Consider the following 21,389-nt stretch of genomic DNA (forward strand, 5'->3'; position numbering starts at 1 on the left):
CCCTACTGCTCGGCCGTGCCCGGCTCCGCCATCGAGCGGTGCATCTCGGCCAGCAGGGTGTTCGGCGTGACGGTCGCCATCGTGGTCTGCAGCTTGTTCTTGAGGCCGTAGACCACATCCGCCTCGCCGCTCAGCATGGCGTCGAAGCCGGTCTGGGCCACCGCCCGCGCATCGTCCTTCTTCTGCGTGCCGACCTTGGTATCCATCAGGTCGGCACGCTCGAAGAACGCGGTCTCCGTCGGGCCCGGCATGAGGCAGGTGACGGTGATCTTCGTCTCCTTCAGCTCGTTGCGGAGCGCGAAGGAGAACGAATCGATGAAGGCCTTCGTGCCGTTGTAGACCGCCTGGAAGCTGCCCGGCATGAAGCCGGCGATCGAGCCCGTGATCAGGATCTTCCCCGCATCGCGGGCCCGCATGTCGCGGCCGACCTTCTGGATCAGGTAGATCGTGCCCGTGATGTTGGTGTCGACCACGCGGCGGACCTCGCCGAAATCCTGGTCCAGGAAGGCGCGCCCGAGCCCGCGCCCGGCATTGGCCATGAGGGCCTCCACGGGCCGGCCGCGGATCGCCGCGTAGAGCTTGTCGACGCCCGCGAGGGTCGCGAGATCCGCCTGGACGGCTTCGACCTCGACCCCGTGTTTCCGGAACTCCGCCGCGGCCTCGCCGATCTGGGCCTCGTCGGCGCAGACGATGAGGTCGTAGCCGTTCCCGGCCGCGATGTCGGCCAGGTGGTAGCCGATGCCGGTCGAGGCGCCGGTGACGATTGCGAGGGGTTTTGCCATGGCCCAGTGCTCCGAGGAGGATGGCTGGGCAACAGGTTCTCGCCGGCCCGGTTCCGCAAGGGAGAGGCCGGTGCCGTGGCGGACGGCCGCGCGGTCAGGCGGCGCAGCAGGCCCCCTTCGCGGCTCCCTCGTACTCGTCGTGCCGGCGGACGAAATCCATGATCGTGCCCTCGTTCCGGCCCTTCGGGGCCCGGTCGAGAAGCATCATGGTGCCGACCATTTCCTCGCCGCCGCGGGCATAGCTCGAATAGGTGTGAAATACCTCGCCGGCCTCGTTGCGATAGAAGGCGCTCAGCCCGGGCAGCTCATCATGGGCATGCTCGGCGGGCGTCTGGCGGTAATTGTAGAAGACGCTTCCCTTGGCCAGGTCCTCCTTCGTGAAGGAGACGTGGAAGTCGAAATTGAAGTCGGTGCCGAAGGACGACACCCAGGGGAAACGCCAGCCCATCCGGCGCCTGTAGGCCTCGATTTCCGGCAGGGGCGCCCGCGAGACCGCGACCAGGGTCACGTCGTGATGGTTGAGGTGGGGCAGGGCGCCGTCGAGATGATCCGCCAGGAAGGAGCAGCCCGTGCAGCCCTCGCCCCAGCCGGGTCCCAGCATGAAATGGTCGACGATGAGCTGGCTGCGGCCTTCGAAGAGGTCCGCGAGGCTCTTCGGTCCGGTCGGCGTGTCGAAGCGGTAATCCTTCTCGACGCGCACCCAGGGCAGGGCGGCCCGCTCCGCCCGGACGCGGTCACGGAGGCGGGTCTCCTCCTTCTCAAGCGCCAGGAGCGCGCTCCGGGCCTGGAGCCATTCCTCGCGCGACACGACGGCATGCCCATCCATCCGGCTTCCTCCCTGACGCTCGACTTGCCTGACGCTTGACTTGGCATGTTGATATCAACACATCATCATTCATGTCAAAGCCGGAGCTGCCCTTCGACACCACGCTGCGGGTTCGGGACCAATGCTTCTGCCTGCATGTCCAGCGGGCGGCCCGCGCAGTCGGGCGGCGCTACGACGAGGCGCTTCGGCCCTTCGGGCTCACCAACGGACAGTTCTCGCTGCTGATGTCGCTGAACCGGCCGGAGCCGGCCACCATGGGACCGGTCGCGAACCTGCTCGCCATGGACCGCACGACGCTGACGGCCGCCCTGAAGCCGCTCGAGCGGCGGGGCCTGGTCGAGATCGCGCCCGACCCGAAGGATCGCCGCAGCCGGCGCCTCCTGCTCACGGAGGACGGGCGCTCGCTGCTGGCGCGCGCCCTTCCGGTCTGGGAGGCGACGCAGGCCGAGATCGAGGGCCTGCTGGGCGGCGGCGAGCCGGAGCGCCTCAGAGGCGAGCTGCGCGCGCTGTCCTGACCGTCGTCAGATCCGCGCCATATGGGCGGCCGTGCAGGTCACCTGGATCTTCAGGAGCTCGCCCTTGTCGAAGCCGAGCCGCTCGGGATCGAGGGCCGGGAAGCTCTCCCGGATCGTCTCGGCCCGCTTGTCGCAGACATATTTGTTGCCGAACTGCGCGACCGGGATCTCGCGGCAATCGCGGTAGGCGCTGCCATCCATCGCGCAGACCGACCCGGTGAGGAGGAAGCCTCCGACCAGCATCTCGAACATCTTGCCCTGCCCCTCGTCAGCGTCTTCGTGCGCTTGACGGGAGCATTCGACATGCCAGGGCGGGATGGAGGCAACCATCATTCCGGGAAAAAGGTTCCGTGTTGCCTTCCCACCTCCGCCGAAAGGACGAGCGCTTTCGGCTAGCCGTCCTTGCGGGTGCGGGCGCCGAAGATCGCAGTGCCGACGCGGACATGGGTCGCACCGAGCTGGATGGCAGGGTCGAAATCCGCGCTCATGCCCATGGAGAGCGTCTTCAGACCATTGCGGGCGGCCATCTTCGCCAGGAACGCGAAATGGGGCGAGGGCAGGTCCTCGGCGGGCGGGATGCACATCAGGCCTTCGACCGGCAGCCCATAGGTCTCGCGGCAGGCCTTGATAAAGGCATCCGCCTCCCCGGGAAGAACGCCGCCCTTCTGCGGCTCCTCGCCGGTATTCACCTGGACGAGCAGGCGCGGCGACTTCCCGGCCCGCCCGACCTCCTTGGCGAGGGCGGCCGCAAGGGACGGGCGGTCCAGCGAGTGGATGACGTCGAAGAGGGCCACGGCCTCGCGCGCCTTGTTCGATTGCAGCGGGCCGATCAGGTGCAGCTCGACATCCGGAAAACGCTCGCGGAGGGCAGGCCACTTGCCGGCGCTCTCCTGCACGTAGTTCTCGCCGAAGACCCGCTGGCCGGCCTCGAGCGCCGGCACGATGCCCTCGGCCGGGATCGTCTTGGAGACCGCCACGAGGCTGACCGAGCCCGGCTCGCGGCCGTAATCCGCCTCGGCACGGCGGATGGCGGCCTGGACTTCGGCGAGGTTGTGGGCGGTGTCGGACATGGCCCCTATGTAGCGACTCGCAGCCCGGTGGCGAAGGCCTGCGGCCTTCCAGGGGCGGGCGCTTCGCTCCCCTCCGCTCGCACCGGCGCAAGCCGGTGTCCAGGCGAGGGGTGGATCCCGGCTTTCGCCGGGATGAGCGGGTCACACTCTCTCGTGCGGGGAAGGTCGGACGGCGCTGCCCACGCCGAGATTTCCCCTCGGGGATCCCGAGAGGGTGGTGCGGGAGGTCGGGCGGCACCGCTCCGACGGGCGGATCGGATGCCGGAAGTGAGTGTCGGAACCCGCGGGCGCTATCGCCCGGACCTCCCGCACACGGTGTTTGAGGCTTGCTTCGGCGAACCCCCGGGAGGGTGACCTTTCTATCCTCCCGCTGCGTCCTCCTGGACCCACGAGGGTCCCGGGACAGTGACCGGCAGGCTCAGCCAGCCGGGATTGCCGATTTGGGCCGCCCGGGGTGCCGGTGCGTGACGCCGACCTCCCCGGACCACCGTTCCCGGCCCGCATGAGCCACGCTGCGCACACGCCCCTCAATGGGCCGGGATAGGCAAAGATATAGGATAATATTCAGCGCTTGTCAAGACCTCCTGCCCTCAGGCCCAGCATTTCGAGGGCCTCGGCGATCCGGCGCGCGCGCTCGGCGCAGCACCTGACCAGCGGGAGGCGCAGGTCGGGGCTGAAGCCGCTTCGCAGCAGGAACAGGGCGTATTTGACCGGGGCCGCATCCCCGTCCGGTCCGATCGCGTCCACCAGGGGGAGCAGGCGATGCTGCAGCCGCATGGCTTCGCCTCCCCGCCCCTCGCGGCAGGCGCGATGGAGCGCGGCGCAGAGGCCCGGCACCACGTTCGCCGCGACGGACAGGAGGCCGGAGCCGCCCGCCAGCAGGAACGGGGCAGCCTGTTCATCCCGGGCCGTGAAGCTCAGCTTTCCCCTGGCTGCCGGCGGCACAGTCGCACCGGGGCCGGCATCCACGAACCCGACCACGCGGTCGAGCCGGGACAGCCGCTCGACGCTGGATGGCGCGAGGTCGACGCGCGTCCGCCCGGGATCGTTCTGCACCAGGACGGCGCAATCCGTAGCCCGGGCGATAGCCTCGATGTGGCGGCAGATCCCTTCCTGCGCCGGCCGGCTGTAGGGCGGTGTCTGGACCAGAAGCGCATCCGCCCCGGCGGCGGCGGCCGAGCGGGCCAGGGCGATGCCGGCTTCGGTGCTGCTGGTGCACAGGCCCGCGATGATCACTGCGCGCCCGCCTGCGCTCTCCCGGGCGATCGCGATCAGGCGCTCGCGCTCCCGCGTCGCCAGGGTGGGGCCTCGCCCGCCGGTCCCGCCACACAGAGGCCGGAAGAGCCCGCGTCGACCTGCCAGGCGGCCAGTTCCGCGAAGCTCCGCTCGTCCACGCCCGCGCCATAGAAGGGTGTCACGGCCATGACGATCGGGCCGGCGAGGGCGGCCCGGCCAAGAAGGGGTGACACCCGCGTTCAGAGCCGCAGGGCGATCGGCTCGGCGACGAGCCGGACGGCGCCCTCGCGCCCTTCGGTCTCGAACCGCGCATAGCGCAGGGCCGCATCCTGGTTCGTGAACAGGCCGCCCCCCAGCCCGTGCGTTTCCACCGCCAGCCAATGCCCCTCGCCATCGCGGCCGACCACGAACGCCGTCTTCGGCGCCTGGTACGGATCCGGTTCAATTTCGCGTTGCGATGCCATGAAGATCACCTGCTTCGCGGCCTCTTGTGCCGCCGCCGAAAAATCATGGCCGCGGCATAAAGAATCGAGCGGGAGCAGATGGGTGTTTCATAAGCGCCCCATTAACATTCACGCTATGGTTAACGGTGATCTACATACGTTCATCGCCGCTACACCGGCGCTGTTCTTGTCAGGCGCAAAACTATTCGAGACGCCCTTGCGATAATGGGCGCAGCCCAGCGGAGAACGGGCCTCTGCGCGGTGCCAGCAGGCGTGGGCCCAGGCGGGCTGGTCCATCATGAGGACGAGGACGGCGTCCCCTTCGAGGGCCCGCGTGAGAAGGCCGCAGCGCGGGCAGAGGAGGGTCTGGACATCGACACGAGCCATGGCGGGAGGGCAACCGGATGAGATGCCTGGCGCTACGCGCCCCGCCATAGTGTTTCGAGGTGGCTACGGGCCCGCTCGTATAAAGGCAGCGCCTATGCGGAAGGCACCGCAATGGGTCGATTTCTTTCCCCGACAATGACATAGAGGCGCCCAGCCCCCATATTCCAAGCACAGTGAAAATGGCCGTCGAGCGATACAACGCGAAGGAAACAGAACCGCGCTGGCAGGAGGTCTGGTCAGAGCGCGAGCTTTTCCGCACCCACAACGACGATCCCCGGCCGAAATACTACGTGCTGGAGATGTTCCCCTACCCGTCGGGGCGCATCCATATGGGCCACGTCCGCAACTACACGATGGGCGACGTGGTGGCCCGCTACAAGCGGGCGCGTGGCTTCAACGTGCTCCATCCGATGGGATGGGACGCCTTCGGCATGCCGGCCGAAAACGCCGCCATGCAGAACAAGGTCCACCCGAAGGAATGGACCTACGCCAACATCGCCACCATGCGGAAGCAGCTGAAGTCGATGGGCCTCTCCCTCGACTGGTCGCGCGAGATCGCGACCTGCGATCCGTCCTACTACAAGCACCAGCAGCGCATGTTCCTCGATTTCCTCGAGGCCGGGCTGGTCGCGCGCAAGACCGCCAAGGTGAACTGGGACCCGGTCGACCAGACCGTGCTCGCTAACGAGCAGGTGATCGATGGCCGGGGCTGGCGCTCGGGCGCGCTCGTCGAGCAGCGCGAGCTGACGCAGTGGTTCTTCAAGATCACGGATTACGCGGCGGACCTCGATTCCCGCCTCGACACGCTGGAGCGCTGGCCGGAGAAGGTCCGGCTGATGCAGCGCAACTGGATCGGCCGCTCGGAAGGGCTGCTCGTCCGCTTCGCGCTCGACCCGGCGACGACACCTGCGGGCGAGGACTCGCTCGACATCTACACCACGCGCCCGGACACGCTGTTCGGCGCGAAGTTCCTGGCCGTCGCGCCGGACCATCCGCTTGCCAAGGCGGCCGCCGCGAACAATCCGGAGCTCGCCGCCTTCGCCGAGGAATGCCGCCGCATGGGCACGGCGCAGGAGGCGATCGACAAGGCCGAGAAGCTCGGCTTCGACACCGGCATCCGGGCGACGCATCCCTTCGACCCGAACTGGCAGCTGCCCGTCTACGTGGCGAACTTCATCCTCATGGAATACGGCACGGGCGCCATCTTCGGCTGCCCGGCGCATGACCAGCGCGACCTCGACTTCGTGAACAAGTACGGGCTCGGCAACACGCCCGTCGTGTGCCCGCCCGGCCAGGACCCCGCCACCTTCGTCATCACGGACGAGGCCTATGACGGGGAGGGAACCCTCATCAATTCCCGCTTCCTGGACGGGATGACCATCGCCGAGGCCAAGGAAGAGGTCGCGCGGCGGCTCGAATCCGAGACCCGCGGCAACCGGCCCGTCGGCGAGCGCAAGGTGAATTACCGGCTGCGCGACTGGGGCATCTCGCGCCAGCGCTACTGGGGCTGCCCGATCCCGGTGATCCATTGCGATTCCTGCGGCGTCGTACCCGTGCCGAAGGAGGACCTGCCCGTCACGCTGCCGGAGGACGTGTCGTTCGACCAGCCGGGCAACCCGCTCGATCGCCATGCCGCCTGGCTGAAGGTGACCTGCCCGAAATGCCACGGCGAGGCCCGGCGCGAGACGGACACGATGGACACCTTCGTGGATTCGTCCTGGTACTTCGCGCGCTTCACGGACCCGACGCTGACCGACGCGCCGACAGACCCGGATACCGTCGATAGCTGGCTGCCGGTCGACCAGTATATCGGCGGGATCGAGCACGCGATCCTGCACCTGCTCTATTCGCGCTTCTTCACGCGCGCGATGCGCCGCGTCGATCTGACGGGCGTGGACGAGCCCTTCGACGGGCTCTTCACCCAGGGCATGGTCGTCCACGAGACCTACCGCGATCAGGCCGGCAACTGGGTCCAGCCCTCCGAGGTGCGCATCGAAGCCGAGGGCGGAGCCCGGCGAGCGTTTCACGTGAAAACATCCGAGCCGGTCGAGATCGGCTCGATCGAGAAGATGTCGAAGTCGAAGAAGAACACGGTCGACCCAGACGACATCATCGCCAGCTACGGTGCCGACACCGCCCGATGGTTCATGCTGTCCGACTCGCCGCCCGAGCGCGACGTCATCTGGACGGAGGAGGGCGTGCAGGGCGCCTGGCGTTTCGTCCAGCGCGTGTGGCGGCTGGTAGGCGAGGTGGCCGAGGCCGGCACGGATGGCGGGGCAGGGCCGGAAAGCCTGCGTCGCGCCGCCCACAAGACGCTCGCCGCCATCCAGGAGGATATCGACGGCCTGCGCTTCAACCGCGCGGTCGCCCGGATCTACGAGCTCGCCAATGCGATCGGGAGCGAGCTCCAGGCCGGCCATGGCGGCTCGGCGGCGGCCCGCGAGGCGACCCGCATTCTCGTCCAGCTCATCGCCCCGATGATGCCGCACCTCGCCGAGGAATGCTGGCGGGTGCTGGGCCATAAGGGGCTCGTCGCCGAGGCGGCATGGCCCGAGGTTGTGCCCGAGTTGCTCGTGGAGGACACGATCACCCTCCCCGTCCAGGTGAACGGCCGGAAGCGGGCGGACATCACGGTGGCCCGCGATGCGGACAACGGCACGATCGAGGCCGCGGCGCTCTCGCACGAGGCCGTGAAGCGTGCCATGGAAGGCAAGCCCGCCCGTAAGGTCATCGTCGTCCCCCAGAGGATCGTGAATGTCGTGGCTTGAGAAAAGCGTGAGCCGCCGCGCGCCGCGTAATCTTGCGCTGCTCGGCGCCCTCACCCTCGCGCTCGCCGGCTGCTTCCGCCCGCTCTACGGGCCGACGGCCACCGGGGAGAAGCTGCAGGATGTTCTCGCCGCGATCGACGTCGAGATGGCCGTGACCCCGCCCGGCCAGGAGCGGTTCGGCCACTATCTCCGGAGCGAGCTGATCTTCGATCTCGACGGCTCCGGCAAGCCGAGCCCGAAGCGCTACAAGCTATCGCTGGACGCCGCCGAGACGATTCAGCCCGTCTCGGTCGACATGCTGACGGGCCGGGCCGACCAGGCCATGCTGAACGGCACTGTGAAGTTCGTCCTCAAGGATGCCACCGGGAAGACCGTGTTCGCGGGCCTCGCCCGCGCGGATGCCAGCTACCAGCGCGACGAGCAGCGCTTCGCCGCCGTCCGGGCGGCGCGCAATGCCGACATGCGCGTCGCGGCGCAGATCGCCGACGACATCAAGCAGCGCCTGGCCGCCTATTTCGCCACCTCTCCCTGACGCGAGATGGTCGCCGTCAAGGCCGCTGACGTCGACCGGGCCGTCGCCAACCGCCGGTCGGACGTCAACCTTCTCCTCTTCTACGGGCCCGATGCAGGCCGGGTGACGGAGCGCGCCCGGATGGCGGCCCGGAACGCCGTCGCCGATCCGAGCGATCCGTTCCAGCTCATCCGCCTGGACGGCGACAGCATTGCCGAGCAGCCGGGCCGGCTGGTCGAGGAGGCCTCGACCTTCGGCCTCTTCGGGGGCAAGCGCGCGATCTGGGTGCGGCCGACCGGCCGGAACATCACGCCGGCCGTGGCGGCCTGCCTCGATGTGGCCCTCGTCGATACGCTGGTCGTGGTCGAGGCCGGCGATCTCGCCAAGAACGCGCCGCTGCGAACCGCTTGCGAAGGATCTCCGCGCGCACTCGCCCTGCCCTGCTACAGTGACGACGGGCGCGATCTCGCGACGGTGATCACGGAGACGCTCCGCGGCTACGGCCTTGCGATCGATCCGGAGGTTCGGGATCTCCTGGCCGACAGCCTCGGCGGCGATCGCCTGGCGACGCGCGGCGAACTGGAGAAGCTGGCGCTCTACGCGCATGGCCAGGGAAGCGTCACCAGCGAGGACGTGGAGGCCGTCGTCAGCGACGTCTCCGGCCCGAGCATCGACGCCGTGATCGACGCCGCGTTCCTGGGCGACCGCCTCGCCTTGCAGGCCGGGCTGGAGCAGCTGTCGCATCACGGGACGGCACCGGCCGCCGTCATCGCCCTGGCACTGCGGCACGGGCTCACGCTGCTGGGCCACGTGGTCAGGCTCGGCGGCGGCAGCGATGTCGAGGGGGCGCTCCGCAACTGGCGCGGGCTGCATTTCCGCCGCAAGGCCGCCGCGACGCGCCAGCTCAAGCTCTGGACGCCGGATCGTCTGGCGAAGGTGATCGAGGCCCTGCAGGCGGCGGCGCTTGCGACCCGGCAGACGCCGGGGCTGGCCGACGCGGCCGCCTCGCACGCCCTGTTCGTCCTGGCTTCGCGGGCGCGAGCGGCCGCCTCCCGCTAGGGCAGGGGCGGGCCGGCGCGCGCTTCAGGCCTTCAGGCGCTGGCAGAGCGCGTCGAGCTGCTCGAGCGAGCGATACTTGATCCGCAGCTCGCCCGACGAGCCGCGATTGTCGATCTTGACGACGAGCCCGAGCACGTCCTGCAGGGCGATCTCCAGCGCCCGCGTATCGGCATCCACGGTGCGCGGCTGGCGCTTGGGCGCCTCGCCCGGGCCCGCCGCCTCCTCCGCCTCGGCCTTGGCGATCCGCTCCACATCGCGGACGTTGAGACCCTGCTCGACGATGCTCTTGGCGACTGCCTCCGGATTGCGGACCGACAGCAGCGCCCGCGCATGGCCGGCCGTGATGTCGCCCTTGGCAACGATATCCCGCACGGAGTTCGGCAGTTTCAGCAGCCGAAGCGTGTTCGCCACATGGCTGCGGCTCTTGCCGAGAACCGAGCCGAGATCGGCCTGGGTATAGCCGTGGTCGGCGATGAGCTTCTCGTATCCCGCGGCCTCGTCGAGCACGTTGAGGTCCGAGCGCTGGACATTCTCGATGATGGCGAGTTCGAGGGCCGTCTTGTCGTCGGCCTCGATGATGACGACCGGCACGTCGTGCAGGCCGGCGCGCTGCGCCGCGCGCCAGCGGCGCTCGCCCGCGATGATCTCGTAGGCGTCCGGCAGGTTCAGCAGCGGCCGGACCACGATCGGCTGGATGATGCCGCGCTCCTTGATGGAGCTGGCAAGGTCCTCGAGCTCGGCCTCGGCGAATTGCGTGCGGGGGTTACGCGGGTTGCGGCGCAGGAACTCGATCGGGACCTTGCGCTGCCCGCGGGCGCGCTCGACGATCGGTTCCTCGTCGACCTCCCCGATCAGGGCGGCCAGGCCGCGGCCGAGCCGCGAGCGCGCAAGTTCCTCGGCCATGGTGGCGTCCGTCTCCATGCAGCAGCTCAGGCGGCGTTCTGCAGCGCACGCTCGCGCTGGATCACCTCTGAGGCAAGTTTCAGATACGCCTGAGAGCCGGCGCAGCGCAGGTCGTAAAGCAGCACGGGCTTGCCGTGCGAGGGCGCTTCCGACACCCGCACGTTCCGGGGAATGACCGTGTCGTAGACCGTCGGTCCCATGAACTCGCGCACGTCCGCCACGACCTGGTTGGCGAGGTTGTTGCGGGGATCGAACATCGTCAGCACGACCCCATGGATCGAGAGCTTCGGGTTCAGGTTCGACCGCACCTGCTCGACGGTCTTGATGAGCTGGCTCAAGCCCTCGAGCGCAAAGAACTCGCATTGCAGCGGAACGACCACCGCATCGGCCGCCGTGAGGGCATTGATGGTGAGAAGGTTGAGCGAGGGCGGGCAGTCGATCAGTACGTAGGTGATCCGCTCGGCCTCCGGTACCATCAGCGACAGCTCGTTGATGGCCCGACGCAGCCGCTGCGCCCGGTCCCGCTCCTTCGCGATTTCCAGCTCGACGCCGAGGAGATCCATGGTCGAGGGTGCGACGAAGAGGTTGGGGACGGCGGTCTCCTGGATGACCGCCCGCATCGCCGATTCGCCCGTCAGCACATGATAGGTCGAGAGCGCCCGCCGCTTGCGGTCGATGCCGAGGCCGGTCGACGCATTGCCCTGCGGATCCAGATCTACCACCAGCACACGCTCGCCGATCGCCGCGAGTGCCGTTCCGAGATTGATGGCAGTCGTCGTCTTGCCGACGCCGCCCTTCTGGTTGGCGAGCGCCAGAACGCGAGGGGCGCCGGACGCGGGAGTTCCGGCTGAGAGCATGGTCACGATGGATCCGTGGGCCGAGATACGAGACGACCGCCGAAGCGTCGGATGCGAAGGATGCGGCCGCCGGAATCGACGGCGCTCGGGATCGCATCCGCTTCAAAGATCCAGGATTCGGCGGCCTTCGTCAATTCAGACAGGTGGTCTCTCCCCTTGGGGAAGAGGCCGGTCGTGCCGTTCGAGAGGAGGGGAGCGGCGAGCTCTAGAAGCTCATCGAGGCTCGCGAGGGCGCGTGCTGTCACCACCTGCGGGACGGGATCGAGCCTCGGCAGCACGGCCTCGATCCGACCTTCCCACACCTTCGCCGGAGCGCCCGTCGCGCGCGCGACATGGCGCAGGAAGGCGCATTTTCGGCTGTCGCTCTCGACGAGGTGAACCTGCGTGTTCGGCCGGGCGATCGCGATCACGAGGCCAGGAAAACCCGCGCCGGAGCCGAGATCGGCCCATACCTCGCCGTCTGCGAGATCCGCGAGTTGCAGCGAGTCCGCAAAGTGCCGGTCCCAGATCTCGCCGAGCGTGCTCGGGCCGACAAGGTTCTTGACCTTCTGCCAGCGACGGAGCTCGGCCTCGTAGATGGCGAGCCGGTCCCGGGTTTCACGTGAAACGCCGGCCAGGATCTCGGCCGCGCTCTGCCCGTGCAACTCAGCCATTCCGACCGTCGAGAGAGCGGCCACGCTGCTTGGCATGAGCCGCGAGCAGCGTGAGCGCAGCCGGGGTCATCCCCTCGATACGGGCTGCATGCCCGATCGTGGCTGGCCGGACGAGATCGAGCTTGGTCCGTAGTTCGGCTGAGAGCCCGGCCAACGACGAGAAGTCGATGCCGGTCGGAAGCGAGTAGGATTCGTCACGCCGGAAGGCCGCTGCATCCTGAGCCTGACGCTCCAAATAGACGTCATAGCGTGCATCCGTCTCGACCCGCTCGGTGAGGCGAGGGGAGGCGCCGCCGAGCTCGGGCCAGATCGCGGCAAGCCGCTCGAGCGTCACGCCCGGATGGGAGAGCAGCTGGAACGCCGAACGGCGCTGGCCGTCCTGGTTGAGGGCCAGCCCGTGGCGGCGTGCCTCGTTCGGGGTCAGCGACAACTCGCCGAGCCGGCGGCGGAGCGCTTCATGGTCCCGCTGCCAGACATCGAACCAGGCCCCGCGCTCAGGCCCAACCGCACCCAGTTCAATAGCCTTGGGGGTGAGCCGCTCATCCGCGTTGTCCGCGCGCAGGCTCAACCGGAACTCGGAGCGCGAGGTGAACATGCGATAGGGCTCGCTGACCCCCCGGGTGATCAGGTCGTCGACCAGGACCCCGATATAGCTTTCCGAGCGATCGAACGTGACCCCGTCAGTTCGGCCGGAGGCGCGCAGGGCCGCGTTGAAACCGGCCAGGATTCCCTGCGCAGCCGCCTCCTCGTAGCCGGTCGTGCCATTGATCTGACCGGCCAGGAAAAGGCCGGGGAGCTGCTTCAGCTCCAGGGTCGGGCCGAGGCTGCGCGGATCCACGTAGTCGTATTCGATGGCATAGCCGGGCCGGACCATGCGGACATGCTCGAGGCCCGGAATGGCGGCCAGGATGGCCCGCTGCACATCCTCCGGGAGCGAGGTCGAGATGCCGTTCGGGTAGACGGTCGTGTCGTCGAGACCTTCGGGTTCGAGAAAGATCTGGTGGCCTTCCCGATCCCCGAACCGCACCACCTTGTCCTCGATGGAAGGGCAGTATCGCGGCCCCCGCCCCTTGATGTCGCCGGAGAACATCGGCGCACGGTGGAGATTGGCGCGGATCGCGTCGTGGACCGCCTGGCTCGTCCGCGTGATGCCGCATTCGATCTGCGGCACCCGGATCCGGCCGGTCAGCGCGGAGAATGGCACGGGTTCGTCGTCGGCCGGCTGCTTCTCGACCGAGGCCCAGTCGATGGTGCGGCCGTCGAGCCGCGGCGGCGTCCCGGTCTTCAGCCGGCCAAGCGGCAGGCCGAAGCTCGCCAGTGTGCGGGACAAGCCCAGTGATGGCTCCTCGCCGAAGCGCCCGGCCGGGATCTTCACCTCGCCGATATGGATGAGGCCGCCGAGGAACGTGCCCGTGGTGAGGATGACCGCTCCGGCCGCAATGGTGCGCCCATCCGCCAGGATAAGGCCGCTCACGCGGCCATCGGCCAGCGTGAGATCCTCCACGGCACCTTCGACGATGTCGAGGTTCGCGGTCTCGCCGAGAATCCGCTGAACGGCTCGCGCGTAGAGTTTCCGGTCGGCCTGCGTCCGCGGGCCGCGCACGGCCGGGCCTTTGCGGCGGTTCAGAAGCCGGAATTGGATGCCAGCCTCGTCAGCTGCTCGGCCCATGACGCCATCGAGCGCATCGACCTCACGGACAAGATGCCCCTTGCCGAGACCCCCAATCGCGGGGTTGCACGACATTGCACCGACGGTCGCCCGCCCATGCGTGACGAGCGCTGTCCGCGCCCCGAGCCGGGCTGCGGCCGAGGCAGCCTCAGCGCCGGCATGGCCGCCGCCCACCACGACGACGTCGTAGCGCAATCGATCTGCACTCCAGTGTTCCACGTGAAACGCTACCTACTTCCCGATGCAGAACTGGCCGAAGATCCGGTCCAGGACCTCTTCCACGTCCACGCGGCCGGTGATCCGGCCCAGAGCCCGCACGGCGAGCCGCAGATCTTCCGCGGCCAGCTCCTCGTGCCCGATACGCTGGGCCTCCGCGGCGCGGGCAAGAGCCGCGGCCACATCCTCCAGGGCGCGCCGATGGCGCTCCCGCGTGATGACGGCGTCGCCCGCCCCGGTTAGGCCCAACTCGGCCCGTTCCCGGACCAGCGCGATCAGCGCGTCGAGCCCCGCGCCGGTCAATGCCGAGACGGCGAGATCGGCACCCGGGGGTGCCGGCGCGAGATCGCGCTTCGTCGCGACCCTGACGACAGGCGCCGCGCCAAGTTCTCCGTCGGGCTCGGCCGACCCGCCGGGGGCAAGCAGCCATAGCACGAGATCCGCATCGCGCGCACGTTTCCGCGTCCGGGCGATGCCCTCCTGCTCGACCGGGTCGGCCGCCTCGCGCAGCCCGGCCGTATCGACGAAGGTGACGGGAAGCCCGCCGAGATCGCACCTCACCTCGATCACGTCGCGGGTCGTGCCCGCATGCGGCGAGACGATCGCGACCTCGCGCCGGGCGAGGGCGTTCAGGAGGGTCGACTTGCCGGCATTGGGCGGCCCCGCGATCACGACCACGAAGCCTTCCCGCAGGCGCTCGCCCGTGCCCGCGCGGGCCAGTTCCATGCCGACCTCATCCCCGACGGCATGAAAGATCGCAGCCGCCTCGGCACTCGCCGCCTCCGCCACATCCGCCTCGTCGCTGAAATCGAGGCCCGCCTCTGCCAGGGCGAGTGCATCGACCAGGCGCTCGCGCCAATCGGCGACCCTGCCTGCGAGGGCGCCCTCCAGCTGGCGGAAAGCCTGGCGCCGCTGCGCCTCGGTCTCGGCATCGATCAGGTCGGCGAGGCCTTCGACGGCCGAAAGGTCCATGCGGCCGGACAGGAAGGCGCGCCGGGTGAACTCTCCTGGCTCGGCGGCCCTCAGGCCGGGGAGTCCGGCCAGGGCTCGCAGCACGGCGGCACGGACCGCGACACCGCCGTGGATATGAAGCTCCGCCTGGTCCTCGCCCGTGAAGCTTGCGGGACCCGGGAGCCAGAGCACCAGAGCCTGGTCGAGAGGCTCGCCCGTCCCCGGATCGCGGAGGCGGCGCAGCGAGGCGCGGCGCGGCGCCGGCAGCCCGCCGGCCAACAGCGTCTCGACCGCGCCGCGGCTGCCCGGGCCGGACAGCCGAATCACGGCGATGCCGGCCCGGCCGAAGCCGGAGGCGAGGGCGAAGATGGTATCGCCCGAATTGACCATGGCGTGCCCGAATTCTCCCGGTGCGGTCGCCGCAAGGGCTCGCGACTGCGGTGGACAGGATGTCGCTGCCGGGCTGTACTCCGGGGAGAGCTCAGGGCGAAGCTCCAACGCCCGGGCCGGCTTAGGGAGGCCTTACATGATGAAGCGTCTGCTGCCGATGACCCTGGCGGCTACCCTGTTCGCCGCCTTGCCGGCACTGGCGCAAGGCCTGCCGACCGCAAAGCCCGAGGAGGTCGGGTTATCGTCGGAACGATTGCAGCGGATATCGGATGCACTCAGGCGCGACGTCGAGAAGGGGCAGATCCCCGGTGCGACGCTGCTGATCGGCCGGCACGGCAAGGTGGCCTATCTGGAAACCTTCGGGTCGCTCGACCCCGAGACGCGCGCGCCGATGACCAAGGACGCGATCTTCCGCATCTACTCGATGACGAAGCCGATCACGTCGGTGGCCGCCATGATGCTGGTCGAGGAGGGAAGGCTCTCGCTGAGCGACTCGGTCTCGAAGCACCTGCCCGAGTTCAAGGACGTGAAGGTGGGGGTCGAGAAGCCTGGACCGGACGGCAAGCCCATCCTCGAAGAGGTCGCGCCCCGGCGGGCCATGACGATCCAGGACCTGCTCCGGCACACGTCCGGGCTGACCTATGGCTTGTTCGGGGACAGCCTCGTGAAGCAGGCCTATCGCGAGCGGGGCGTGCTCGAGGGCGACTTCGACAATGCCGAGCTCTCCGCCCGGCTGGCGAAGATGCCGCTGATGTTCCCCCCGGGCTCGTCATGGGAATACAGCCACGCGACCGACGTGCTCGGCCGCGTGGTGGAGGTGGTTTCGGGCCAGACGCTGGGAGAATTCCAGAAGGCCCGCATCCTGGAGCCGCTCGGCATGAAGGACACGTCCTTCTACGTGACGGACACAGCCAAGCACGCGCGCGTGGCCGAGCCCTTCAAGACGGACCGCAATATCGGGGCGGGTGTCGACATGTTCGATCCGCGGGTGCAGCGCCGCTACGAGAGCGGCGGAGGCGGCCTGGTCGCGACGGTCGGCGATTACGCCCGCTTCGCCCAGATGCTCCTCAACGGCGGCGTGCTGGACGGAAAGCGGCTGCTCAGCCCGGCGACCGTGAACTACATGACCTCCGATCATCTCGGCGCGATCCCGACGGGAGCCGCCTATCTGCCCGGCGACGGATATGGGTTCGGGCTCGGTTTCGCCGTGCGCAAGGCAGACGGGATCTCTCCCCAGTTCGGCACAAAGGGCGAGTACAATTGGGGCGGCGCAGGGGGCACCTATTACTGGGCCGATCCGAAGAACGGCATGTTCGTGGTGCTCGGGATGCAATCGCCGAAGCAGCGCCTCCATTATCGGGCCGTGCTTCGCAGCATGGTGTACGGCGCGCTCGTGTCGGACAACGGCGAGCGATAGCGTGTGATGGCACAGGCCCGAAGCACGAGAGCCGGGCGGTGCGCGAGCACCGCCGTGAGGCTGTCGAGGCTGACGGCAGGAAGACAGCACCGGGAGGGGCGAGGATGAGCCATGCCTCACTGTGCGGCTCGAGAGGCCGCTCCCGGCGCGTCGTACGCGGGTTTGTTGCTGCTAGGCTGCCGCCCGTCCGCGCTCGGCAGCCGTCAAAACGCAGCGTCCTGACCGGGTGGCTCCATGCGGACCTCCCTTCGAGCGGGTTCGCCGGCTCGTCGCCGACGTGAGCCGAGGTCATCGGCTGACCCCGATCATCTGCCGACGGGCGGCGGAGTCAACGTAACCCGCAGACGGAGGCCGCCCGAGTTGCTACCTTCCCGACGACACAGGAGACGTATGATGCGAGTCCCCGGCCCACCTCTTGGCGGGCATCCTCGGGGCCGAGTGCCGCGCGCAATCCGCCGTAGGCGGCCTGTGCGACCTCGCCTGGTCGATCAGGCCCGCCAGATACACCATCCGGTGGCGGGGGAGTACGGAAGGCTGGTCGGGAAAGGTCCTGAGCCAGAAGTCGCACAGGGCGACGCAGACGCCTTCCTCGTCGCTCCGGAGAAGCCGCGCCTGCTGGAAGCTCGCCAGATCGAACCTTGCCATGACCTTCTCCCCCGATCTGGCGGAAGAAGATACGCCCCCGGACCTGCGCACCGGCGTGCTTCGCCACACGCCGGAATGCGTCCCGTCAGGTGGTTCATGGCGGTGTGGTCTACAGGAACGCTCGCCGCCGCTTGCCCTTTCAAGCGGCCCACCTCATCTTCGGGGCATGACGAGCAAAGGCGCTCATCTCGCAGAGTTTCGGCGCTCCGGCTCACCTCCAGCGGGCGCCAACGTTCTTCCGGAGCTGAGCCGCGTCGAGCTGCTTTCCGCTGAGCAGACACGGGACGGGCGGCTGGTACCTGCCCGCTCCGCCGGAACGATCGTCGAGGTGTTGGCCAAGGGCGACGCCTACATGGTGGAGTTCGTCGAACCCTTCCCGGCCCTGCTTACGCTGGACGCACACCGCGTGCGTGCCATTCGGCCGGGAGATTGACGCCGTATCATCCTCTCGCCGGCCGGATCGTCAGGCGCGAGAAGGTGACCCGTTACCTCCTCGATCTCACGAGCCCGGACGGCCGGGGCAAAGCCCGCTTCTTCATGGCCTTTGGGTTCCATCCGGATCGACCGGAGGAACTGATCGAGGCTCTACTCGAGCATGGGGACTCTCAACCGATCCTCGACATCTGGCACGACCCCTGGGGCCGCCACGTGGAGGTCGTTGGGCCGATAACCTCTCCGGATGGTCGCAACCCCACCATCCTGACCGCTTGGGTGCAGGACCAAGATGGGGACATCAGGCTGGCCACCGCGTATCCATACGCGAAGTGAGGCGCTCCGCCTCACGCCCGAGGGGGATTACCGCCCTCAGGTGTTCATGGAGTCGAAGAAGTCCTGGTTCGTCTTGGTTTGACGAAGCTTGTCGAGCAGGAATTCCATCGCGTCGACCGTCCCCATCGGGTTCAGGATGCGGCGGAGCACGTACATCTTCTTGAGGACGTCGGCCGGGACCAGCAGCTCTTCCTTGCGGGTGCCGGAGCGCGTGATGTCGAGCGCCGGGAAGATGCGCTTGTCCGAGACCTTGCGGTCCAGGATGATCTCCGAATTGCCGGTGCCCTTGAACTCCTCGAAGATCACCTCGTCCATGCGCGAGCCGGTATCGATGAGCGCGGTCGCGATGATGGTGAGCGAGCCGCCTTCCTCGATGTTGCGGGCCGCGCCGAAGAAGCGCTTCGGGCGCTGCAGGGCGTTGGCGTCCACGCCGCCGGTCAGGACCTTGCCGGAGGACGGCACGACCGTGTTGTAGGCGCGGCCGAGGCGGGTGATCGAATCGAGCAGGATCACGACGTCGCGGCCATGCTCGACGAGGCGCTTGGCCTTCTCGATCACCATCTCGGCGACCTGGACATGGCGGGCCGCAGGCTCGTCGAAGGTCGAGGAGATGACCTCGCCCTTCACCGAACGCTGCATGTCGGTGACCTCTTCCGGCCGCTCGTCGATGAGCAGCACGATCAGGTAGCACTCGGGATGGTTCGCCGTGACGGACTTGGCGACGTTCTGGAGAAGGACCGTCTTACCCGTGCGGGGCGGGGCGACGATGAGGGCGCGCTGGCCCTTTCCGATAGGCGAGACGACGTCGATGATGCGGGCGGAGAAATCGCGCTTGCCCGTCTCCTCGACCACCTCGAGGCGAATCCGCTCGTCCGGGTAGAGCGGCGTCAGATTGTCGAAATGGACCTTGTGCTTGAGCTTCTCGGGGTCCTCGAAATTGATCGTGTTGACCTTGAGCAGCGCGAAGTAGCGCTCGCCTTCCTTCGGTCCCCGAATCGGTCCGTCGACCGTGTCACCCGTCCGCAGGCCGAAGCGGCGGATCTGCGAGGGCGACACATAGATGTCGTCCGGGCCCGGAAGGTAGTTCGAATCCGGCGATCGCAGAAATCCGAACCCGTCCTGCAGCACCTCGACCACGCCCTGCCCGACGATCTCCGTCTCGCGCGCCGCAAGCTGCTTCAGGATCGCGAACATCAACTCCTGCTTGCGCATGGTCGATGCGTTCTCGACTTCGCATTCCTCGGCGAAAGCCAGGAGCTCGGTCGGGGACTTGGCTTTCAGGTCCTCAAGTTTCACTTCCCTCATCGGGGAACACTCTCGCGGGTAGAAGAAGGAGGGCCGAGGTCACGCGGGGGGTCGACAGGGCTGCCCGGTTGTGCGCGCTCGCGGAAACGAGCCTCGAGGGCTCCACCACGCGTAGCGACCTGTCGGTTGGGAGAGCTTGTCTATAGGGCCTTTCCCGCCTGCCCTCAAGAGCTAGGCGGGTGGGAAAATCAGAACGGCTTGAAGACGACGAGCACCACGATCGCGATCAGGCACAGCGTGGGCACTTCGTTGATGATCCGGTAGTAGCGCGCCGAACGCGTATTGCGGTCCTCCGCGAATTCCCGCATCCGCCGCACCAGCACGCCGTGCAGCCCGGAGAGGATGAGCACGAAGACGAGCTTGGCGTGCATCCAGCCGTCCCGGAACGCCCCGATCTCCCAGGCGAGCCAGAGCCCGAACACCCAGGTCGACACCATGGCCGGGTTGATGATCGCCTTCAGGAGGCGCCGCTCCATGACCTTGAAGGTCTCCGATTGCGGCGAACCGGCCGGCGCATCCACGTGATAGACGAAGAGGCGCGGCAGGTAGAACATCCCGGCCATCCAGGCGACGAGCGAGATGATGTGAAGGCTCTTCAGGGTCGGATAGAGCATCAGCGCGATGCCGCCGCCCTGACCCGCGCGAGCATGCGCTCGACATGCGCGACCGGCGTCTCCGGCAGGATGCCGTGGCCGAGATTGAAGATGTGAGGCCGACCCTCGACGGCATCCAGGATCGTGTCGACGCCGCGATCGAGAGCCTCGCCGCCGGCCAGGAGCGCCAGCGGATCGAGATTGCCCTGGGTCGGCAGGTGCTCGGGGAAGGTCGGCAGCACGTGGGCGAGGTCCACCGTCCAATCGAGGCCGAGCGCGTCCCCGGGGCAGTTCCAGCCGAGCTGCGTCATATGGCCTCCCGATCCGCGGATGAAGACGATGACGCGAGCCTCGGGCCGTGCCGCCTTCACGCCGGCGACGATGCGGGAGATCGGCTCGAGCGACAGCGGACGGAACAGGATCGGCGGCAGGGCGGCTCCGAAGGATTCGAAGATCTGCACGGCATCCGCCCCGGAATCGATCTGCCGGACCAGGTAGGCGGTCGAGGCCTCCACGAGCCGATCGATCAGCGCCGTCATCAGTTCGGGATCGCGGTAGGCGAGCGTCCGGGCCGGCGCCTGATCGGGCGTTCCCTTGCCGGCGATCATGTAGCTCGCCACCGTCCAGGGAGCGCCACAGAACCCGAGAAGCGCCGTCTCTCTCGGCAGCCCCTCCCTGACGCGCTGCAGCGTCTCGAAAACGGGCGCGAGGCGTTCGAGCGGGATCGTCGGGGCGAGGCGGTTCAACTCCTCCATCGAGGTGGTCGGCGACAGGCGCGGCCCCTCGCCCTCCTGGAAGGTGACGTCCACGCCGAGCGCGTGCGGGATGACCAGGATGTCGGAGAACATAATGGCCGCGTCGAACCCGAACCGCCGGATCGGCTGCAGGGTCACCTCCGCGGCGAGCTCCGGATTGTAGCAGAGGTTCAGGAAGGAGCCGGCCTTCGCCCGCACCTCGCGATACTCCGCCAGGTACCGTCCCGCTTGCCGCATCATCCAGACCGGCGGTGGCCACACCGCCTCGCCGTCCAACACCCGGCAGACCGCTCTATCCGAAGGCACTCCGCCCACCACTCTCTCAAAAGAGGAATCTTGAATCTGAATCTTTGCTTCTCTTGCTTGATGGCCCGGACTCGCTCGCACAAGGCGATCCACAGCCTGCCCACAAGGCCGGGTAGCACGGATCGGCGCCGGTTGCAGGCCCGGGCGGGTTAACAGACCTTAAAGGTTACCAAGGTGTTAACCGCCGACCCGCCCCGCGTCGGGTGGCCGCGCGTCCCCGTCATCACCGAATCCCGGCCGCGAGGCCTCCCGGGTTAATGCCTGTTAACCCCGGCGGGGAGAGACTCACAGGCGGCTTCCCTGGACCGCTCCGGCCGGGTCCCTTATCCACATCCATCGACTCCCTGATCCCGGATTGTCCCCC

22 protein-coding genes are annotated in these 21,389 nt (G+C 68.2%); 7 read left to right on the forward strand and 15 right to left on the reverse strand.

What is annotated here, in order from left to right:
* Positions 1 to 2 precede the first annotated feature (2 nt).
* On the reverse strand, positions 3 to 782 hold the full coding sequence (locus ACO2SS_RS18090; protein ID WP_423279163.1) for an SDR family NAD(P)-dependent oxidoreductase: 780 nt from the start codon (positions 780 to 782) through the stop codon (positions 3 to 5).
* A 94-nt stretch (positions 783 to 876) separates the two neighbouring features.
* Positions 877 to 1,608, reverse strand: coding sequence for a DUF899 domain-containing protein (locus ACO2SS_RS18095; RefSeq protein ID WP_423279164.1), 732 nt, complete (start codon positions 1,606 to 1,608; stop codon positions 877 to 879).
* Positions 1,609 to 1,679: 71 nt separating this feature from the next.
* On the opposite strand from ACO2SS_RS18095, the gene ACO2SS_RS18100 reads away from it, so the two are divergent.
* Positions 1,680 to 2,123 (forward strand): MarR family winged helix-turn-helix transcriptional regulator, encoded by a 444-nt coding sequence (locus ACO2SS_RS18100; RefSeq protein ID WP_423279165.1) that lies wholly within the window; start codon positions 1,680 to 1,682, stop codon positions 2,121 to 2,123.
* Between the two features lie 6 nt (positions 2,124 to 2,129).
* Here ACO2SS_RS18100 and ACO2SS_RS18105 read toward each other — a convergent pair whose 3' ends face one another.
* From ACO2SS_RS18105 to ACO2SS_RS18125, 5 genes are all read right to left on the reverse strand, one after another.
* Positions 2,130 to 2,456, reverse strand: coding sequence for a hypothetical protein (locus tag ACO2SS_RS18105; protein WP_423279166.1), 327 nt, complete (start codon positions 2,454 to 2,456; stop codon positions 2,130 to 2,132).
* Positions 2,457 to 2,515: 59 nt separating this feature from the next.
* Complete coding sequence (locus tag ACO2SS_RS18110) at positions 2,516 to 3,193, reverse strand: YggS family pyridoxal phosphate-dependent enzyme (protein WP_423279167.1); 678 nt, start codon at positions 3,191 to 3,193, stop codon at positions 2,516 to 2,518.
* Between the two features lie 564 nt (positions 3,194 to 3,757).
* Positions 3,758 to 4,555, reverse strand: a complete 798-nt coding sequence (locus ACO2SS_RS18115) for a dihydrodipicolinate synthase family protein (RefSeq protein WP_423279263.1) — start codon at positions 4,553 to 4,555, stop codon at positions 3,758 to 3,760.
* Positions 4,465 to 4,662: a hypothetical protein gene (locus ACO2SS_RS18120; RefSeq protein ID WP_423279272.1), complete on the reverse strand. Its 198-nt coding sequence runs from the start codon at positions 4,660 to 4,662 to the stop codon at positions 4,465 to 4,467. Before ACO2SS_RS18120 ends, ACO2SS_RS18115 begins: the two co-directional genes overlap by 91 nt.
* Before the next feature lie 6 nt (positions 4,663 to 4,668).
* The gene (locus ACO2SS_RS18125; RefSeq protein WP_423279168.1) at positions 4,669 to 4,893 is read right to left on the reverse strand and encodes a hypothetical protein; all 225 of its coding nucleotides are present in this window, start codon (positions 4,891 to 4,893) and stop codon (positions 4,669 to 4,671) included.
* A gap of 545 nt (positions 4,894 to 5,438) precedes the next feature.
* Between ACO2SS_RS18125 and leuS the strand changes: the two genes are divergently transcribed.
* The 3 genes from leuS to holA are packed head-to-tail and all read left to right on the forward strand — an operon-like array spanning position 5,439 to position 9,597.
* Positions 5,439 to 8,027: a leucine--tRNA ligase gene (gene leuS / locus ACO2SS_RS18130; protein ID WP_423279169.1), complete on the forward strand. Its 2,589-nt coding sequence runs from the start codon at positions 5,439 to 5,441 to the stop codon at positions 8,025 to 8,027.
* 7 nt (positions 8,028 to 8,034) lie between these two features.
* Positions 8,035 to 8,559 (forward strand): LPS assembly lipoprotein LptE, encoded by a 525-nt coding sequence (gene lptE, locus ACO2SS_RS18135; RefSeq protein ID WP_423279170.1) that lies wholly within the window; start codon positions 8,035 to 8,037, stop codon positions 8,557 to 8,559.
* 6 nt (positions 8,560 to 8,565) lie between these two features.
* Entirely contained in the window at positions 8,566 to 9,597 is a 1,032-nt protein-coding gene (gene holA, locus ACO2SS_RS18140; protein WP_423279171.1) for a DNA polymerase III subunit delta, read from the forward strand.
* 24 nt (positions 9,598 to 9,621) lie between these two features.
* Here the strand turns inward: holA and ACO2SS_RS18145 are convergent, their stop codons facing one another.
* Genes ACO2SS_RS18145 through mnmE form a run of 5 tightly spaced genes read right to left on the reverse strand, consistent with a single transcriptional unit; the run spans position 9,622 to position 15,236 of the window.
* Entirely contained in the window at positions 9,622 to 10,500 is an 879-nt protein-coding gene (locus ACO2SS_RS18145; protein WP_423279264.1) for a ParB/RepB/Spo0J family partition protein, read from the reverse strand.
* Positions 10,501 to 10,526: 26 nt separating this feature from the next.
* A complete protein-coding gene (locus tag ACO2SS_RS18150; RefSeq protein WP_423279265.1) occupies positions 10,527 to 11,357 on the reverse strand; it encodes a ParA family protein in 831 nt (276 codons plus the stop codon).
* 2 nt (positions 11,358 to 11,359) lie between these two features.
* On the reverse strand, positions 11,360 to 12,010 hold the full coding sequence (gene rsmG / locus ACO2SS_RS18155) for a 16S rRNA (guanine(527)-N(7))-methyltransferase RsmG (RefSeq protein WP_423279172.1): 651 nt from the start codon (positions 12,008 to 12,010) through the stop codon (positions 11,360 to 11,362).
* On the reverse strand, positions 12,003 to 13,874 hold the full coding sequence (gene mnmG, locus ACO2SS_RS18160) for a tRNA uridine-5-carboxymethylaminomethyl(34) synthesis enzyme MnmG (protein ID WP_423279173.1): 1,872 nt from the start codon (positions 13,872 to 13,874) through the stop codon (positions 12,003 to 12,005). Before mnmG ends, rsmG begins: the two co-directional genes overlap by 8 nt.
* 36 nt (positions 13,875 to 13,910) lie before the next feature.
* Positions 13,911 to 15,236, reverse strand: a complete 1,326-nt coding sequence (gene mnmE, locus ACO2SS_RS18165; RefSeq protein WP_423279174.1) for a tRNA uridine-5-carboxymethylaminomethyl(34) synthesis GTPase MnmE — start codon at positions 15,234 to 15,236, stop codon at positions 13,911 to 13,913.
* Between the two features lie 136 nt (positions 15,237 to 15,372).
* On the opposite strand from mnmE, the gene ACO2SS_RS18170 reads away from it, so the two are divergent.
* From ACO2SS_RS18170 to ACO2SS_RS18180, 3 genes are all read left to right on the forward strand, one after another.
* A complete protein-coding gene (locus ACO2SS_RS18170) occupies positions 15,373 to 16,653 on the forward strand; it encodes a serine hydrolase domain-containing protein (protein WP_423279175.1) in 1,281 nt (426 codons plus the stop codon).
* 643 nt (positions 16,654 to 17,296) lie between these two features.
* Entirely contained in the window at positions 17,297 to 17,731 is a 435-nt protein-coding gene (locus ACO2SS_RS18175) for a hypothetical protein (RefSeq protein WP_423279176.1), read from the forward strand.
* On the forward strand, positions 17,728 to 18,066 hold the full coding sequence (locus ACO2SS_RS18180; RefSeq protein ID WP_423279177.1) for a DUF6883 domain-containing protein: 339 nt from the start codon (positions 17,728 to 17,730) through the stop codon (positions 18,064 to 18,066). Before ACO2SS_RS18175 ends, ACO2SS_RS18180 begins: the two co-directional genes overlap by 4 nt.
* A gap of 36 nt (positions 18,067 to 18,102) precedes the next feature.
* On the opposite strand, the gene rho is transcribed toward ACO2SS_RS18180, so the two are convergent.
* From rho to hemE, 3 genes are all read right to left on the reverse strand, one after another.
* On the reverse strand, positions 18,103 to 19,371 hold the full coding sequence (gene rho / locus ACO2SS_RS18185) for a transcription termination factor Rho (RefSeq protein WP_423279178.1): 1,269 nt from the start codon (positions 19,369 to 19,371) through the stop codon (positions 18,103 to 18,105).
* 188 nt (positions 19,372 to 19,559) lie between these two features.
* Positions 19,560 to 19,985: a protoporphyrinogen oxidase HemJ gene (hemJ, locus tag ACO2SS_RS18190; RefSeq protein ID WP_423279179.1), complete on the reverse strand. Its 426-nt coding sequence runs from the start codon at positions 19,983 to 19,985 to the stop codon at positions 19,560 to 19,562.
* Positions 19,985 to 20,959: a uroporphyrinogen decarboxylase gene (gene hemE / locus ACO2SS_RS18195; protein WP_423279266.1), complete on the reverse strand. Its 975-nt coding sequence runs from the start codon at positions 20,957 to 20,959 to the stop codon at positions 19,985 to 19,987. Before hemE ends, hemJ begins: the two co-directional genes overlap by 1 nt.
* Positions 20,960 to 21,389: the final 430 nt, after the last annotated feature.

The sequence above is a fragment of the Enterovirga sp. CN4-39 genome (assembly GCF_049446235.1).
Classification (GTDB): Bacteria; Pseudomonadota; Alphaproteobacteria; order Rhizobiales; family Beijerinckiaceae; genus Enterovirga.